The 15,617-nt window shown below is 64.3% G+C and carries 9 protein-coding genes; 7 read left to right on the top strand and 2 right to left on the bottom strand.

Features of this window, described 5'->3' with window-relative positions:
* Positions 1–69: 69 nt before the first annotated feature.
* Positions 70–3,258: an SEL1-like repeat protein gene (locus IEV58_RS02915; protein ID WP_188408193.1), complete on the bottom strand. Its 3,189-nt coding sequence runs from the start codon at positions 3,256–3,258 to the stop codon at positions 70–72.
* 284 nt (positions 3,259–3,542) lie between these two features.
* On the opposite strand from IEV58_RS02915, the gene IEV58_RS02910 reads away from it, so the two are divergent.
* The 5 genes from IEV58_RS02910 (at position 3,543) to IEV58_RS02890 (ending at position 10,218) form a co-directional block, all read left to right on the top strand.
* Complete coding sequence (locus tag IEV58_RS02910; RefSeq protein ID WP_188408192.1) at positions 3,543–5,330, top strand: acyl-CoA dehydrogenase C-terminal domain-containing protein; 1,788 nt, start codon at positions 3,543–3,545, stop codon at positions 5,328–5,330.
* Positions 5,331–5,435: 105 nt separating this feature from the next.
* The gene (locus IEV58_RS02905; protein ID WP_188408191.1) at positions 5,436–6,644 is read left to right on the top strand and encodes an acetyl-CoA C-acetyltransferase; all 1,209 of its coding nucleotides are present in this window, start codon (positions 5,436–5,438) and stop codon (positions 6,642–6,644) included.
* A gap of 13 nt (positions 6,645–6,657) precedes the next feature.
* Positions 6,658–8,874, top strand: coding sequence for an FAD-dependent oxidoreductase (locus tag IEV58_RS02900; protein WP_188408190.1), 2,217 nt, complete (start codon positions 6,658–6,660; stop codon positions 8,872–8,874).
* Positions 8,874–9,449: a secondary thiamine-phosphate synthase enzyme YjbQ gene (locus tag IEV58_RS02895; RefSeq protein WP_188408189.1), complete on the top strand. Its 576-nt coding sequence runs from the start codon at positions 8,874–8,876 to the stop codon at positions 9,447–9,449. Before IEV58_RS02900 ends, IEV58_RS02895 begins: the two co-directional genes overlap by 1 nt.
* A 91-nt stretch (positions 9,450–9,540) precedes the next feature.
* Positions 9,541–10,218: a response regulator transcription factor gene (locus IEV58_RS02890; protein ID WP_188408188.1), complete on the top strand. Its 678-nt coding sequence runs from the start codon at positions 9,541–9,543 to the stop codon at positions 10,216–10,218.
* Position 10,219: 1 nt separating this feature from the next.
* Here IEV58_RS02890 and IEV58_RS02885 read toward each other — a convergent pair whose 3' ends face one another.
* Complete coding sequence (locus IEV58_RS02885) at positions 10,220–13,738, bottom strand: hybrid sensor histidine kinase/response regulator (protein WP_188408187.1); 3,519 nt, start codon at positions 13,736–13,738, stop codon at positions 10,220–10,222.
* A gap of 181 nt (positions 13,739–13,919) precedes the next feature.
* Here IEV58_RS02885 and mscL point away from each other — a divergent pair, with 181 nt between their 5' ends.
* Together mscL and IEV58_RS02875 are read left to right on the top strand one after the other, a co-directional pair.
* Entirely contained in the window at positions 13,920–14,339 is a 420-nt protein-coding gene (gene mscL, locus IEV58_RS02880; protein WP_188408186.1) for a large conductance mechanosensitive channel protein MscL, read from the top strand.
* A 79-nt stretch (positions 14,340–14,418) separates the two neighbouring features.
* Entirely contained in the window at positions 14,419–15,612 is a 1,194-nt protein-coding gene (locus tag IEV58_RS02875; RefSeq protein ID WP_188408185.1) for a pyridoxal phosphate-dependent aminotransferase, read from the top strand.
* Positions 15,613–15,617: the final 5 nt, after the last annotated feature.

The raw sequence follows: 15,617 nt of genomic DNA, 5'->3' as shown, positions 1-15,617 counted from the left end.
CCGCGCCATAAAGGACGCTCGGCAGCCCGTGTCAATGTTGATACGGACCCTTATGCAATCGTGATCGGCTCAGGAGGTCTTGGCCACCGGCCCGTCCCATCCGCCGGCGGGCGCGTTCTCGTCATTGGCGAGCCCGTCCTTGGGCAGCGGCTGCCAGGTCTGTGCCTCCAGGCGCGCTGCCACCAGAGTGGCAGGTTTCAGCTTGGCGGCCACCTGATCGCGTTTGGTGGCGGCGTCGGCGTCGCCGGCAGTGGCGGCCACGGCGAACCACTTGAAGGCCTCGGCCATGTCTTGATTGACACCGAGCCCGCGCGCCAGCATGACGCCAAGATTGTACTGGCTGTCCCGCACGCCGCGATCGGCAGCACGGCGGAACCAATAGGCCGCCTGCGGATAATCCGGCTTGCCAAGGCTGCCCTCGGCCAGAAGCACGGCGAGATTGTGCATGGCTTTGATGTGGCCCTGATCGGCGGCCTTACGATACCAGCTCTCGGCGGTTCCCGGGCTGGCGGTGACGCCGTGTCCCTTGTCGTAGGCGTTACCGAGGCGGTACTGCGCCGGAGCAAAGCCAAGCTCCGCGGCCTTCTCGAACCAGCCCACGGCCTTGGCCTGATCCTGCGGAACCCGGTCGCCGTCAAAGTACCGGATCGCGATTTCATGGAAGGCGGCCGGATCGCTTTTCCTTGCGCTTTCGATCAGGGTGGGGCCACCGATCCCGGCAGGCACATCGACTTGCGCGGGAATGGAGCCGGTGACCACCGGCTCGACCGCGGGGGTCGCCACGCCTTCGGTTTCGGCGACAGGTACCGCTGGCGTGGTGTCGGTCACACCCTCACGAAGCGCTGCCGTTTCGGTCTCGGCAGTGGCGGCAGGCGGCGCCGTTACAGTTGCGGGCTGCACCTCCGCCTTGTCGCCGTCAACGGCCTGTGCCGTGCGAACTTCCTCGTTCTGAAGCGCGAGCCGGCCAAACTGGAAGGAGCCGAGCACGAGCAGCAAACCCGCGAGGCCAACCGCCGCCACCCGGCGCCCATTCCAGGACAGGCGGCCGCCCTGAGCAGGGTCCTGTTCCAGATCGTCGTTCACCGCCTCCGGCATCGCCGGGGTGGTGGCGCGGCGCGCGGCGGCGATGAAGCGCGCGCGTTTGCTGCGCGCCTCGCCGGCTTCCGATGTCTTGCCGAGGTCGAGCTCTTTGCTTTCCTCGATGGCGCGCAGGGCCGCGGCACGCGCCGCCGACATCGGGTCGAGCTCGGCCGTCGGCTCTGCCTTGGTTTTGCCGCTCGTGTCCTCATCGGTCGCGAGGCGCGCGATGATCCGCTCCAGCGTCGACCGCACGCTTTCGAAAGCATCAACCGTGCGGCGCTCCGCCTTTTCCGACTGCGACCGCAACGCGCCGAGCATATCGGACAGGGCGTTCAGCCGCTCGTTGTCGGACCCGAGCATATCCGGCAGTTCGGTCAGCGCCTCACGCACGGCACGGACCGCCGCGTCCTGAGCCACCTTGGTGGAGGTCTCGTGGCTGCTTTCCACGAGGCTGACAAGACGGCTGACCGTCTCCTCCAGAGCGACCAACCGCTGCAGGCGCTGGTCGGAGACATCAAGACGACTGGTGAGGGATTCGAGCGCGCCGCGAATGGCAAGGTTTGCTTCATGGGCATTATCGGTCACGCCGTTGCGCTCAAGGCGGTCGGCGAGGTTTTCGATCGCGCCCTGGATCGTATCGAGCGCGCCGGAATCCGTGGCCGGCGATTTGCCGTCCAGCTTCTGCGACAGTTCCGCAATGGCCTTCTCGACGCTCGACAGCGCTTCATTGGTGGCCAGTTGCATCGGCGTCTTGTCGAGCCTGTTGGTCAGGCTCGCGATCGAATGCTGCAGCGTCTGCACTTCGGGCCCGCTGACACCATCGCCGCGGCCGGAGGTCCGAAGCTCCGCGATGAGACCTTCGATGGTGTTCTCCAGCGAGGCGAGCTTCTCGGTCTTGCTGGCAAGGTTCCCGATGCGGTTGAGCTGCTCACCAATACCTTCGATGGCCGCGTGCATGGCGAAAAGCGCTTCCGCCGTGGAGGGGGCCTGCACAGCCTCGTCAAGCCTTACGGCCAGCTGCTCGATCGAGCACTGGATGGTGGATAAGACGGCACGGGTCTCTTCCCCGGGGCGGGCGTTGTCCAGGCGCGCCGTCAGCGCTTCGATGCTGTCGCGCAGCTGTTCAAGCGTCCCGACCGAGAACTCCGAGCTTTGGCCGTCAAAGCGGTAAGAAAGATCACCCAGCGCGCGATGGATCGCGCTCATCGTCTCCGGCGAACCATCCGCCGCGAGCGGGATATTGACCCGGCGGGCGAGGGACGCCACCGCATTGTTCAGCTCCAGCATTTCACGACTGACATAGGGCTTGTGTCCGTCAGACGCGTGGGACACGTTTTCCATGCGCGCGGCGATAGCCTCGAGCCGATCCTCTAGCGCACGGACACGAAGCGAGTTGTCCTTGGAGGCGTCAGCCGCCAGTTCCCGCTGGCGGGCGTTGATTTCGGAGACAACATCCTTCAGCCGCGGCTTCGGCGTTTGTTCGGGGATTACAGTGTCGGATGCGGCGGGCGTCTCCGGTTCCGGCACGGCATAGGGAACGAAAGTAAAACCAGCGCTTGTCGGAAGCGGCGAGATGGAAGGCGCGGAGACCGGCTCATCAGCGGCTTCTTCAGGATTGGTCAGGAGCAGAGGCTCGGCTTCGGCCACCTCCTGTTTTGGCGGGCTTTTGCGGCTCAGACGCGCGAGGCGTTCCTCGAAACGGCTGACCTTGTCATCCCGCGACGGCGCCGGAGGAGGCGGAGGCGGGAAACCACGCGCCTCGGGCTGCGCCTGCACGTCCCCGGGAGCCGAAGGGACTGCCGCCGGACGGGCCTGGGTCAGGACATTGGTGAGGAGCTCGAGCGCCGAGGCGATACGGTCTTCGCTTTCCTGGGTGCGGCGGGCGAGATCTGCCACCATCTGATCGAGACCGGGCTGAGCCTGGGGCTTGGGATCCGGATTTCCGGCGATCTCAGCGGGGGCTTGCGGTTCCTCAGGCGCGAGTTGCCTGGCCAGCTCGTTCAGTCGGGCCGTCACCTCATCAAGGCGATTGCCCGGCGCGGCGCGAGACCCTTCAGAAGCTTTGCCGGCCTCCTCATCGTGGCCACCCGTTTCATCCCACTGTGCGGACTGAACCGCTCCAGAACGGCCTCCCCCGATCGCACGCATGCCCTGACCACCCCAGTTGCTGCTCGCCATATTCGACCTCCAGGGCCGGCGCCGCGGTCTCCCCACCACAACATCCGGCGTCAACGCTCACTGAAAGGGCCCCCGAATCGGCTCCCCGCACGTCTCGCGTTCGTAAACAGACTGTTGCCGTGGATGGTTAACGGCGGGTTAACGCCTTAGGGATGAGCCTGCGGGCGTTAGGCATCAGCCGCTCCGACGGGGGCTCGCACGCGCAATAATTTTTCAGATATGCTTCGCTATAGATCAGGCGGATGGCAGGCCTGCCATCCGGTCAAGCCGAGAGGAACGTCCGCATGCCGCTTTACAAAGCTCCCGTGGAAGACGCGCTTTTTCTGCTGAACGACGTGCTCGGTTTTGAGCGGCACGGCAACCTTCCCGGCTTTGCAGATGCCACCCCCGACGTGCTCGAGGCCATCCTGAGAGAAGCGGCAAAGATTTCCGAGGACGTGCTGCAGCCCTTGAACCTCTCAGGCGATAAGGAGGGTTGCACGCGGCATGATGATGGCCGTGTCACCACGCCGACGGGCTTCAAAGAGGCCTATGATGCCTATGCCCAGGGAGGCTGGATGGGCCTCTCCGTGCCGGAGGCCTACGGCGGTCAGGGGCTGCCCTTCACCGTCAACGCGCTGATGAGCGAATTTTCGTCCTCCGCCAACATGGCCTTCGCCATGTATCCGGGGCTCACCATGGGGGCTGTCGCCGCCTTGCTTGTCCACGGGTCGGAGGAGCAGAAGCAGACCTATGTTCCCAAGATGGTTGCGGGCACCTGGACCGGCACCATGAACCTGACGGAGCCACATTGCGGAACCGACCTCGGCCTCATCAAGACCAAGGCCGTCCCGCAGGAGGACGGCTCCTATAAGATCACAGGCACCAAGATCTTCATCTCGGCAGGCGAGCACGATCTTTCCGAAAACATCATCCATCTGGTGCTGGCCCGCATCGAAGGCGCACCGGAGGGGACCAAGGGCATCTCCCTCTTCATCGTGCCACGGAACCGCGTGAACGCGGACGGCTCGGCGGGCGAGGCCAATGGCGTCTCCTGCGGCTCGATCGAGCACAAGATGGGCATCCACGCCAATGCGACCTGCGTGATGAATTACGACGGCGCGACCGGCTGGCTCATCGGAGAGGCCAACCGCGGGCTGAATGCCATGTTCGTGATGATGAACGACGCCCGCCTCGGAGTTGCGATCCAGGGGCTGGCCCTGTCGGAGGTCGCCTATCAGAATGCCGCCGCCTATGCCAAGGACCGCCTCCAGGGCCGCGCGCTGACGGGCGCCAAGGCGCCGGAGAAACCGGCCGATCCTATCATCGTCCATCCGGACGTGCGCCGTAACCTGATGACCATCAAAGCTTTCAACGAAGCGGCTCGGGCTCTCGTGCTCTGGACCGCGCTGAAGTCGGATGTCGCCCACCGCTCACAGGACGAGAAGGAGCGCCAGGCGGCAGACGACCACCTGGGTCTGATGACGCCGGTGCTGAAGGGCGTCCTGACCGATACGGGTTTCGACAATTGCGTGCTTGCGCAGCAGGTCTTCGGCGGACATGGCTATGTGGCGGAATGGGGCATGGAGCAGTTCGTGCGTGATGCCCGCATCGCGCAGATCTATGAGGGCGCCAACGGCATTCAGGCCATGGACCTGGTGGGCCGGAAGCTCCCGCGCGATGGCGGCCGCGCGGTCATGGGCTTCTTCAATGAGCTGGGCGCCTTCATCAAGGACAACCAGGGTAACGAGGCACTGCAACCGTTCCTGAAGCCGCTGGAGGTCTCCACTGGGCACCTGCAACAGGCGACCATGTGGTTCATGAAGAACGCCATGGCGAAGCCCGACAACGCAGGCGCGGGTGCCTATGACTACATGCATCTCCTCGGCCTCGTCGCGCTGGGTTATATGTGGGCCTTGATCGCCAAGGCGGCCATCGCGGGGAGCGCGAATGGCGACGCGAAGGCCATGGAACACAAGCTGGCAACGGGGCGCTTTTTCATGGAGCGCCTGCTGCCGGAGACGGCCACCCGCCTCGCCCGCATCTCGGCGGGCGCCGATGCCGTGATGGCACTGCCCGAAGACGCATTCTGAGCTTTCGCGCGGGCGACCACTCGCGGAAGCGGGGGACAGCCATTAAGTTCTACGGAAACGAGCGGCACGAAGGTTCGGCTGCCGCGAAGATCGGGAGGCCTGACAATGCCTGAAGCCTTCATCTATGACGCCGTGCGGACGCCGCGCGGACGCGGCAAACCCGACGGAGCCCTGCATGAGGTGTCCAGTCTTGCCCTTGCGACCACAGCGCTGGAGGCCCTGAAATCCCGCTCCAACCTCGATAGCGGCGTGGTCGATGACGTCATTCTCGGCTGCGTCGACGCGGTCGGCGAGGCCGGTGGCGATATCGCCCGCGCCGCCGCCATCAACGCGGACTACGGCACCTCGGTGCCCGGCATCCAGATCAACCGCTTCTGCGCCTCGGGCCTTGATGCCATCAACATGGCCGCCGGGCAGATCATGGCGGGGCAGCACGATCTCGTGGTGGGCGGCGGCGTGGAGAGCATGAGCCGCGTCGGGATCGGTGCCGCCGGTGGCGCCTGGCCCATGGACCCCGATATCGCGCTGAAGTCCTACTTCATGCCCCAGGGCGTCTCGGCCGACCTGATCGCAACCAAATATGGCTTCAGCCGTGATGAGGTGGATGCCTATGCGGTGGAGAGCCAGAAGCGCGCCAAGGCCGCCTGGGACGATGGCCGCTTCAAGGATTCCATCGTGCCGGTGAAGGACATCAACGGCATCACGATTCTCGACCGCGACGAGCACATGCGGCCGGAGACGACCATGCAGTCACTGGGCGCCCTCAAGGCGTCGTTCGTGCAGATGGGTGAGATGGGCGGCTTTGATGCCGTGGCCATCCAGGCCCATCCGGAGGTGGAGGAGATCAACCACGTCCACCATGCGGGCAATTCCTCCGGCATCGTCGATGGCGCGGCGGCCGTGCTTCTCGGGACCCGGGAGGCAGGCGATCGCATCGGCCGTAAACCGCGTGCCCGGATCCGTGCCTTCGCCAACATCGGGTCCGACCCGGCGCTGATGCTCACAGGGCCGGTGGATGTCACGAAAAAGGTGCTGAAACGTGCCGGGATGGAGATCGGCGATCTCGATCTCATTGAAATCAATGAAGCCTTCGCCTCGGTCGTGCTGAGGTTCCAGCAAGCCTTCGATCTCGATCTCGCCAAGGTCAACGTCAACGGCGGCGCCATCGCCATGGGCCATCCCCTGGGCGCAACCGGAGCCATGATCACGGGCACGGTACTGGACGAATTGGAGCGGTCGGGCAAATCGACCGCGTTGATCACGCTGTGCATCGGCGCCGGCATGGGAACGGCAACCATCATCGAGCGCGTCTGAGGGGGGACAGCAGATGAGCGAAACGAACTTCCGCACCGAAACCGATGCCGATGGCATCGTTCTCGTGACCTGGGACATGCCAAGCCGTTCCATGAACGTGCTGACGGCCGAGGCCATCACGGAGCTTGGCGAAATCCTCGATCGCACCACTGCGGACGAGGCCGTGAAAGGCGTCGTGGTCACCTCCGGCAAGAACGCTTTTTCCGGCGGGGCTGATCTCACCATGCTCGAAGGCATCGGCAAGCTTGCCCGCCAGGAGGCTGTGAAAAGCGGGGCCGAGGCTGCTGCGAAGCTTGTTTTTGATGAAAGCCGGAAGCTCTCGCAGCTCTACCGCCGCATCGAGACATGCGGAAAGCCGTGGGCCGTGGCCGTCAATGGCGTGTGCCTTGGTGGCGCCTTTGAGCTTGCTCTCGCCTGCCATTACCGAGTCGCCTCCGACGACCCGAAGACACGGCTCGGCCTGCCCGAGGTCAAGGTCGGTCTCTTTCCCGGCGCCGGCGGCACGCAGCGCATCGCCCGCATGATGCCAGCAAGCGATGCGCTGCAGATGCTGCTCAAGGGCGACCAGCTGCGCACCGACAGGGCCAAAGCCATGCGCCTCATCGATGAGGTCGTGCCGCGCGACCAGATGGTCGAGGCGGCCAAGACCTGGATCCGCAACGGCGGATCTGCCGTAAAGCCCTGGGATCAGGATGGCTTCAAACTGCCCGGCGGACCCGTCTGGTCCAAGGGCGGTTTCATGACCTGGCCTGCCGCCAATGCGATCTACCGGCGCGAGACCTTCGGCAACTATCCAGGCGCGCGCGCCATCCTGAAGGTGGTGTTCGAGGGGCTGCAGCTGCCCATGGATCGTGCGCTGACGGTGGAAAGCCGCTACTTCGCGCACATCCTGCAGTCGAAGGAGGCGGCGGCCATGATCCGCTCGCTCTTCGTCTCCATGCAGGAGTTGGGCAAGGGTGCCCGGCGGCCGAAGGATGTTCCGCCGTCCAGCATCAAGAAGGTGGGCGTGGTCGGCGCCGGCTTCATGGGTGCTGGCATCGCCTATGTTTCCGCGCTTGCGGGGCTTGAGGTCGTCCTTGTCGATCGCGACCAGGCCGCAGCGGACAAGGGCAAGGAGCACTCCCACAAGCTGATGACCGGCCAGATCATGAAGGGCCGCGCCAAGACCGCAGACCGCGACGCGCTGCTCGCCCGCATCGAGGCGACGCCGGACTACCAAAAGCTCGGAGACTGCGATCTCGTCATTGAGGCGGTGTTTGAGGACCCGAAGGTCAAGGCGGAGGTGATCGGCAAGGTCGAGGCGGTGATCGACAAGGATGTCATCTTCGGTTCGAACACTTCGACGTTGCCAATTTCGGGCCTTGCTGCCTCATCGGAGCGGGCAGACCAATTCATCGGCATCCACTTCTTCTCGCCGGTGGAGAAGATGCTGCTGGTCGAAATCATCCTCGGCAAGGAAACAGGCGACAAAGCGCTGGCCGTGGCCATGGACTACGTGCGCGCCATCAAGAAGACGCCGATCGTGGTCAACGACACACGCGGCTTTTATGCCAACCGCTGTGTCGGAGCCTATCTCCTTGAAGGGCACCTCATGCTGGACGAGGGCGTGCCGCCCGCCATGATCGAGAACACGGCAAAAATGGCAGGCATGCCGGTAGGGCCCCTCTCCCTCACCGATGAGGTCGCGGTCGATCTCGCGCTCAAGATCCTGAAGGCGGCGGAAGCGCAAGCCGGCCCGGATGCCATCAACGAACGGCAGAAGGAACTTCTTGTCACGCTGGTGGAAAAGGAAGGCCGCCTTGGCCGCAAGAACGGCAAGGGGTTCTATGACTATCCCGAAGGCGGCAAGAAGAAGCTCTGGCCGGGCCTCAAGGATCTGCAGCCCGTCAGCCGGGACGCGGATTCGATCGATGTGGCCGAGTTGAAGCATCGTTTTCTGGCGACCCAGGCGCTGGAAGCCGTTCGAACCGTCGCGGAGGGCGTCGTCACCGATGTGCGTGAGGCTGACGTCGGCGCGATCATCGGCTTTGGCTTCGCCCCCTTCACCGGGGGGCCGCTGTCGTGGATCGACGGCATGGGCACCAAAGCCTTTCTCGCGCTTGTGAAGGAGCTTGAGGCCAAGCACGGTCCGCGTTTCGCCGCGCCGAAGCTTCTTGAGGAAATGGCGGCCAAGGACGAGACCTTCTATGGCCGCTTTCCGCCGGAGGCGCGTGAGAAGGAGGCCGCGTGATGGCTGGCGTGATCCGGCGCAAGACGATCGAAGCACCCCGCGAGGGCACCATTGCGGGCCTTCGTGACGATCCCGTGGAGGACGGCCGCCTTCTCATCGTCGAGCGGGCACGGCTCGACGTCGATACGGCAGGCCGGGGTTTTACCGATGTCGGCGGCACCATCGGCCGCTGGCTCGATGCCATGTCGGCATGCGACGGCATGGTGCTCATCTTCCTGCGGCATACCTCCGCCTCACTGACCGTGCAGGAGAATGCAGACCCCAGCGTGCGCAGCGACCTTCTCACCGCGCTCGACCGGCTTGCGCCTGAAGACGGCGGATGGCGTCATGCGCTGGAGGGGCCGGATGATATGCCCGCCCATATCAAGACCATGCTGACAACCACCAGTCTCACGATCCCCGTCGTCGACGGGAGATTGGGGCTCGGCACCTGGCAGGCGATCTATCTGGTGGAGCACCGCTATGAGCCGCATCGGCGGGAGATGGTCCTGCAGTATATAGGCACGTGCAAGGATCAAGTGATACGTCTGGAACAGGGCCAGCAGGCGGCCCTGGAGAACGATACCTTCCTTTGACGGTAGCGAAAGCTTCCGGCTACAACTTGCGTCTAATGCTGTCGTGGTCCATGACTTGTGATCAGAGTACGGCAATCGCGACGGAGTACCAATGAGCGAGACCGAAAACGGCGCAGCGCACCGCTTCCTCATCGCTGACGACCACCCTCTGTTTCGCGGCGCCCTGAGGGCAGCCATTAGCGGCCCCTTCGCCTCTGCAGACATCGCCGAGGCGGGCAACTTCGGCGATGTCACCGCCGATCTTGAGGCACGACCGGACACGGACCTCGTGCTGCTCGATCTGAAGATGCCTGGTGTCAGCGGCTTTTCAGGGCTCCTTTACCTCAGGGCGCAATATCCCGGGGTGCCGGTCATCGTGGTCTCCGCTCTTCAGGACACGACCATCATCCGCCGCTGCATGGGCTTCGGTGCATCCGGCTTCATCCCAAAGACGCTGGAAGTCGACGGCATGCGCGAGGCAATCCGCACCGTTCTAGAGGGCGGCATCTGGACACCATCCGATATGGAAATCGCGCAGGATGACGCGGAGACCTCGGACCTCTCCCGACGGCTGTCGAGCCTGACACCACAGCAGGTGCGCGTCCTGATGATGCTGTCGGACGGTCTCCTCAACAAGCAGATCGCCCATGAACTCGGCGTGTCGGAAGCCACGGTGAAGGCTCACGTGTCGGCCATTCTGCTGAAACTTGGCGTCGAAAGCCGCACCCAAGCGGTGATCGCCGCCGCCAAGATCGCCGCCGGTCAAGGAACCGACATCATCGCCAACTGATCTATTCGGCGGCGTTACGCTGCGTCTGCCATTGTCCCAGCAGGGCGCGGAGCGCCGCCGGCTTGACCGGTTTTGGCAGGACCCGCAGGCCCAGCGCATGGGCCTGATCGCGCACCGCCGGCGTCCGGTCCGCCGTGACCAGCAGGCCGGTCACCTCGGCGCCAAGAGCCGCGCGAATGGCCGACATGGCGCCCAGGCCATCCTCGCCATCCAGATGGTAATCGACGATGACAACGTCGGGGACCACATTCTCCCGCGTCAGAAGATCGATCGCCTCGGCGGCAGATGAGGCGGTGAGAATTCTGCAGCCCCATCCCGTCAGCAGCAGCCGCATGCCATCAAGGATGGCGTTCTCATTGTCTATGCACAGCACCAGCGTGTCGGACAGCGGCATGGACGGTGAGGTGCGCGTGGCGGAGCGGCGTGGCGCAGCAGCGGCGGGCGCCGTGGACACCGGCAGGTCCACCCTGAATGTGGAGCCCTTTCCCGGTGCCGATGCAACTGAGAGCGGATGATCCAGCACACGGGCGATGCGCTCCACGATCGAGAGACCGAGACCAAAGCCCTGCGCGATACGTGCCCCCTGATCAAGCCGCTGAAATTCCTTAAAGATGAGCTTCTGATGCGCAACGGGAATGCCGACCCCGGTGTCATGGACCTCGAAGTGGACACGGTTGCCGTGACGCCGGCAGCCCACGAGGACCCGTCCTCTCGGCGTGTACTTGAGGGCGTTGGATATGAGATTCTGCAACAGACGGCGCAGCAGGCGGCGATCGGAACTCACCGCGATGCTCGATGGCACGAAGATCAGCTTCAGACCTTTTTCACGCGCGAGCGGCGTGAACTCCACCTCGAGCTGCCGGAACATCTCATCCAGCCGGAAACAGGTCATCTCCGGCTTCATGGCGCCGGTGTCGAGCCGCGACAGATCCAGCAAGGCCGACAGGATCTCCTCGACGGCCTCAAGCGACGCATCGATGTTGTGGGCCAGCCCGTCGGTGTCCATGCCGCTGCTGCGTTCCACCAGACTGCTGACGTAGAGCCGGGCGGCATTGAGCGGCTGCAGGAGGTCGTGGCTGGCCGCGGCCAGAAAGCGCGTCTTGGAGATGTTGGCCTCTTCGGCCTGCTCCCGCGCCCGTTCAAGTTCCTCGTTGAGGCGCGTCAGTTCCAGGGTGCGCTCGCGCACCCGTCCCTCCAGCGTCTCATTGGCCTTCTCCAGCGCCTCCTCGGCGACAACCGACTGGCTGATATCGGTGTAGGTCGTCACCGTTCCGCCGCCGGGCATGCGATTGGAGCGGATCTCGATCACGCGGCCGGAAGGATGCAGCCGGGTCCGGAACGTCTTGAGCTGGGTTGCAATCTGTTCAAGGCGCGCGGCGACGAAATCATCGGCGTCGCCCGGCCCGTAAAGGCCGCGCTCCGCATTGAAGCGGATGATCTCGTCGAGGCCCAGTCCGACCTGGAGGAAATCCGGCGGCAGATCAAACAGCGTGCGGAACTCCTGGTTCCAGCACATCAAGCGCAGATCGTGGTCGAACACCGTGACGCCCTGCCGGGAATGATCGAGCGCGGTCTGCAGCATGTCGCGGGAATATTGGATCGCGGCGGAAGCATCATCGAGCAGTTTGAGAGCCGCCTTGGTGGACACATTGCGCCGCTTCAGAAGGATCGAGAGCACCAGCCGCGACGAGGCGGCGCCGATGGCGGAGGCGAGGAGATGTTCGGCAAAGCGCAGAAGATGGATATCGGCGTCGCTGCGCGGCTCCAGTCTGATGCCATGCGAGCGCGCGAAACTGCGGAACGCCTGATCGGTCCGCTCCTCGCCAAGATAGCGGGCGACGGTCGCCTGCAGGTCACCCATAGGCACGGCGGCGTTCCAGAGCCGAAAACTCTGGGCCATGCCGAAAAGCTCGTCCCGCGTGAAGATGCTCGCCTGCAGCCGCTCCATGGCCTCGGGTGCGCGCGTGGCCGTCACAAGGACATAGGCGAGGACATTGGCCGCCATGCTCCACATCACACCGTGCGTCAGCGGGTTCATGTCGAGGCCGAACAGCGCCTGTGGTCTCAGCATGTCGACCCCGAAGGCGCCTTCGGTCATGAAACTCATGGGCAGCAAGCCCGATTCCGCGAAACTCGGCAGGAGCAGGGTGAAGACCCACATGGAAATTCCTGCCGTGACACCGGCAATGGCGCTGCGCGCGGTGGCACGCTTCCAGATGAGGCCGATGAAGAGGGCGGGAGCAAGCTGGGCGATGGCGGCGAAGGAGAGCAGTCCGATGCTGGCCAGCGCGGCGTCTCCCGCCGCCCGGTAGTAAACATAGCCGAGCAGCAGGATGACGAAGATCGACGCGCGCCGCACCAGCAGCAGACGCCGCCCCATGTCGGCGCGATCAGGGTCGCGCCCGCGCAGGAGGAGCGGGACCGCGATGTCGTTGGAGATCATGATGGCCAGTGCCACTGTCTCGACGATGACCATGGCGGTCGCCGCTGAAAGCCCGCCAATGAAGGCCACGATAGCGAACATCGAGGCGCCGTTTTCGAGCGGCAGCGACAGGACGAACATGTCCGGATCGACCGCGCCGGGTGCGAAAAGCACAAGGCCCGCCAGCGCAATCGGAAAGACGAACAAATTGATGGCCACGAGGTAGGCGGGATAAAGCCAGGCCGCGTGCCGGATTTCGCTCTCGCTGCGGCTTTCCACTATCGCCACATGGAACTGCCGAGGCAGTAGCAGCGCGCAGACGAAGGACAGAAAGGTAACGGTGATCCAGAAATCCGCCGAGGGCGTCACATCGAGGCGGTCAAAAACACCGATGTCGACCGCCCGAGCGGACAAATCGTTGGGGCCTCCGAAAATGCCCCAGACAACGAAAATGCCCACGGCCAGAAAAGCGAGAAGCTTGACGACCGATTCCATGGCGATGGCCAGCATCAAGCCATCCTGATGTTCGGTCGCGTCGACGTGGCGCGTGCCGAAAAGAATGGCGAAGGCGGCGAGCACGATGGCAACGAAGAGGGAAAGATCCCCCAAGACCGGCGTCTCACGGCTCATGCCGTCGATGACCGGCAGGCTCGGTTCGGCCAGGACGGTGGTGAGCGACACCGAGATGGCCTTCAGCTGCAACGCGATGTACGGCAGTGTGCCTATCACCGCGGCGAGGGTGACCAGTGCCGCGATCTTCGGGCTCTTGCCATAGCGGGCAGCGATGAAGTCGGCAATGGATGTGATGTTCTGCGCCTTGGCGAGCCGGCGGATCTTGAGCACGATCGGCAGGCCGACCGTGAACATCAGCGCCGGGCCGATGTAGACGGGAAGGAAGTCGAAACCGGTCCCGGAGGACAGGCCGACCGAGCCGTAAAAGGTCCAGGACGTGCAATAGACGCCGAGGGAGAGGGCATAGATGTAAGGCCGCCCGGCACCGGTCATCCAGGGGCGTTTCCGATCGCCGTAGCTGGCGACCGCGAACAGCACCCCCAGATAGGCCAGCGCCACCGCGACAACGACCCAACCCTGCAGCACGGAACCTGTCTCCAACCCTTGGACTTACCGCCAACAGTGCCTGAGCCAGCCGGGCCTGTCACCTAGCCGTCACTAGAAGGGTTGTCAGATGCCCTCTTCGCGCCGCAATAATGTGGCGCGGGGCACCGCCGACTCATTCATCCAGGACCCTGGCCTCAGGGTCACCCACGGGGAACCTCCGATGTTTCAGGAATTCAAGAAATTCGCCTTGCGTGGCAATGTCATCGACTTGGCCGTCGGCGTCATTATCGGCGCGGCGTTCAACAAGATCGTCTCGTCGCTGGTCGATGACATCTTCATGCCGATCATCGGCTTCGTCGCCGGTGGCCTCGATTTCTCGAACTATTTCTATCAGCTCTCCGGCACGGACGCACCGACCTATGCGACCGCGAAGGAAGTCGGCGCCACCATCGGCTACGGTCAGTTCATCACCGTCGCGATCAACTTCATGATCGTGGCCTGGGTGCTGTTCCTTGTGATCAAGGCCATAAACCGCATGAAGCGGGAAGAGGAAACCAAGCCGGCTCCGGAAGATTCCAAGGATGTGAAGCTGCTGCAGGAGATCCGCGACCTGCTGGCGCAGCAAAAGCCTACGGCGTGATGGATCGCGTCACAGCTTTTGATGCCTGACCCTGGGCGCATGCGGTTATGATGGTGATACCACTCACCCGGAGCCGCATGTGACCCACTCCGCATTCGCGCCATCGCGCCTGACCGATCACCTGTCTGCCCCGGCGCGCGAAGCGCCGGCCAGCGGCATCGTCGAGGTCATGAACCATGGCCGCGCGCGCGAAGGAATGATCCCGCTCTGGGCGGGTGAAGGCGACGTGCCAACGCCGGCATTCATCTGCGAGGCGGCGGCAAGAGGCCTGCGGGACGGCGAGACCTTCTACACCTGGCAGCGCGGCATCCCGGAGCTTCGTGCGGCGCTCGCCCGCTATACCGCGCGGCTCTACGGTGTTCCGGAAGCCGTTGAGCGGTTCTTCGTCACCGGTTCCGGCATGCAGGCCCTGCAGACGGCTCTCCGCATGGTCGGCGCGGGGGGCGACGAGGTGCTGATCCCGACGCCGGCCTGGGTCAACTTCTCCGCGGCGATCGGTGTCGGCGGCATGGCGCCGGTGCCGGTCGTCATGGCCTACTCCTCCGACAGGGGCTGGGTGCTCGATCTGGACCGTCTCGCTGCCGGGATCACGCCTAGGACGAAGGCCGTCATCATCAACTCCCCTTCCAATCCCACGGGCTGGACCGCCACGCGGGACGAACTCGCCGCCGTCCTGGCGATCGCGCGAAGGCACGGGCTCTGGATCATCGCCGACGAGGTCTACGGCCGCTTCGTCTACGACGTGGAACGCGCCGCGTCCTTTCACGACGTGGCCGAGCCCGACGACCGGATCATCTACATCAACACCTTTTCCAAGAACTGGGCCATGACCGGCTGGCGCATAGGCTGGATTGAAGCGCCGGTGGAACTTGGACCTGTCATCGAGAACCTCATCCAGTATTCCACGTCCGGCGTCGCCGCCTTTCTGCAGCGCGCGGCTGTCGCGGCGCTGGACGAGGGAGAAGATTTCCTGCGCCAGCAGGTGGAGCGCGCCCGCACCGGCCGCGATACGGCGACGCGCATCCTGGGCGCCACCAATCGTGTTCGCTTCGCCAATCCCAGCGGCGCCTTTTACCTCTTCTTCGGCATCGAGGGCGTCACCAACACACGTCGCCTCGGGCTTCAACTGGTGGACGAGGCAAATGTCGGGCTTGCTCCCGGCACAGCGTTCGGCCCCGGTGGCGAAGGTTTTCTGCGCATGTGTTTCGCCCGCAGCGAACCTCAGGTGCGGGAGGCATCCGAGCGGATCGCCGCCTGGATCGCACGTCAGTAAGGCCG

This window comes from Agaricicola taiwanensis (assembly GCF_014635245.1).
Taxonomy (GTDB): Bacteria; Pseudomonadota; Alphaproteobacteria; order Rhizobiales; family Methylopilaceae; genus Agaricicola; species Agaricicola taiwanensis.
The sequence above is the reverse complement of the archived record's forward strand: the minus strand, read 5'-3'. Positions and strand labels throughout refer to the sequence as shown.

Coding starts and splice junctions, on each gene's coding strand:
- IEV58_RS02890 (WP_188408188.1), top strand. CDS start 9,541: ATGAGCGAGACCGAAAACGGCGCAGCGCACCGCTTCCTCATCGCTGAC.
- IEV58_RS02895 (WP_188408189.1), top strand. CDS start 8,874: ATGGCTGGCGTGATCCGGCGCAAGACGATCGAAGCACCCCGCGAGGGC.
- IEV58_RS02905 (WP_188408191.1), top strand. CDS start 5,436: ATGCCTGAAGCCTTCATCTATGACGCCGTGCGGACGCCGCGCGGACGC.
- IEV58_RS02915 (WP_188408193.1), bottom strand. CDS start 3,258: ATGGCGAGCAGCAACTGGGGTGGTCAGGGCATGCGTGCGATCGGGGGA.
- IEV58_RS02910 (WP_188408192.1), top strand. CDS start 3,543: ATGCCGCTTTACAAAGCTCCCGTGGAAGACGCGCTTTTTCTGCTGAAC.
- IEV58_RS02900 (WP_188408190.1), top strand. CDS start 6,658: ATGAGCGAAACGAACTTCCGCACCGAAACCGATGCCGATGGCATCGTT.
- mscL (WP_188408186.1), top strand. CDS start 13,920: ATGTTTCAGGAATTCAAGAAATTCGCCTTGCGTGGCAATGTCATCGAC.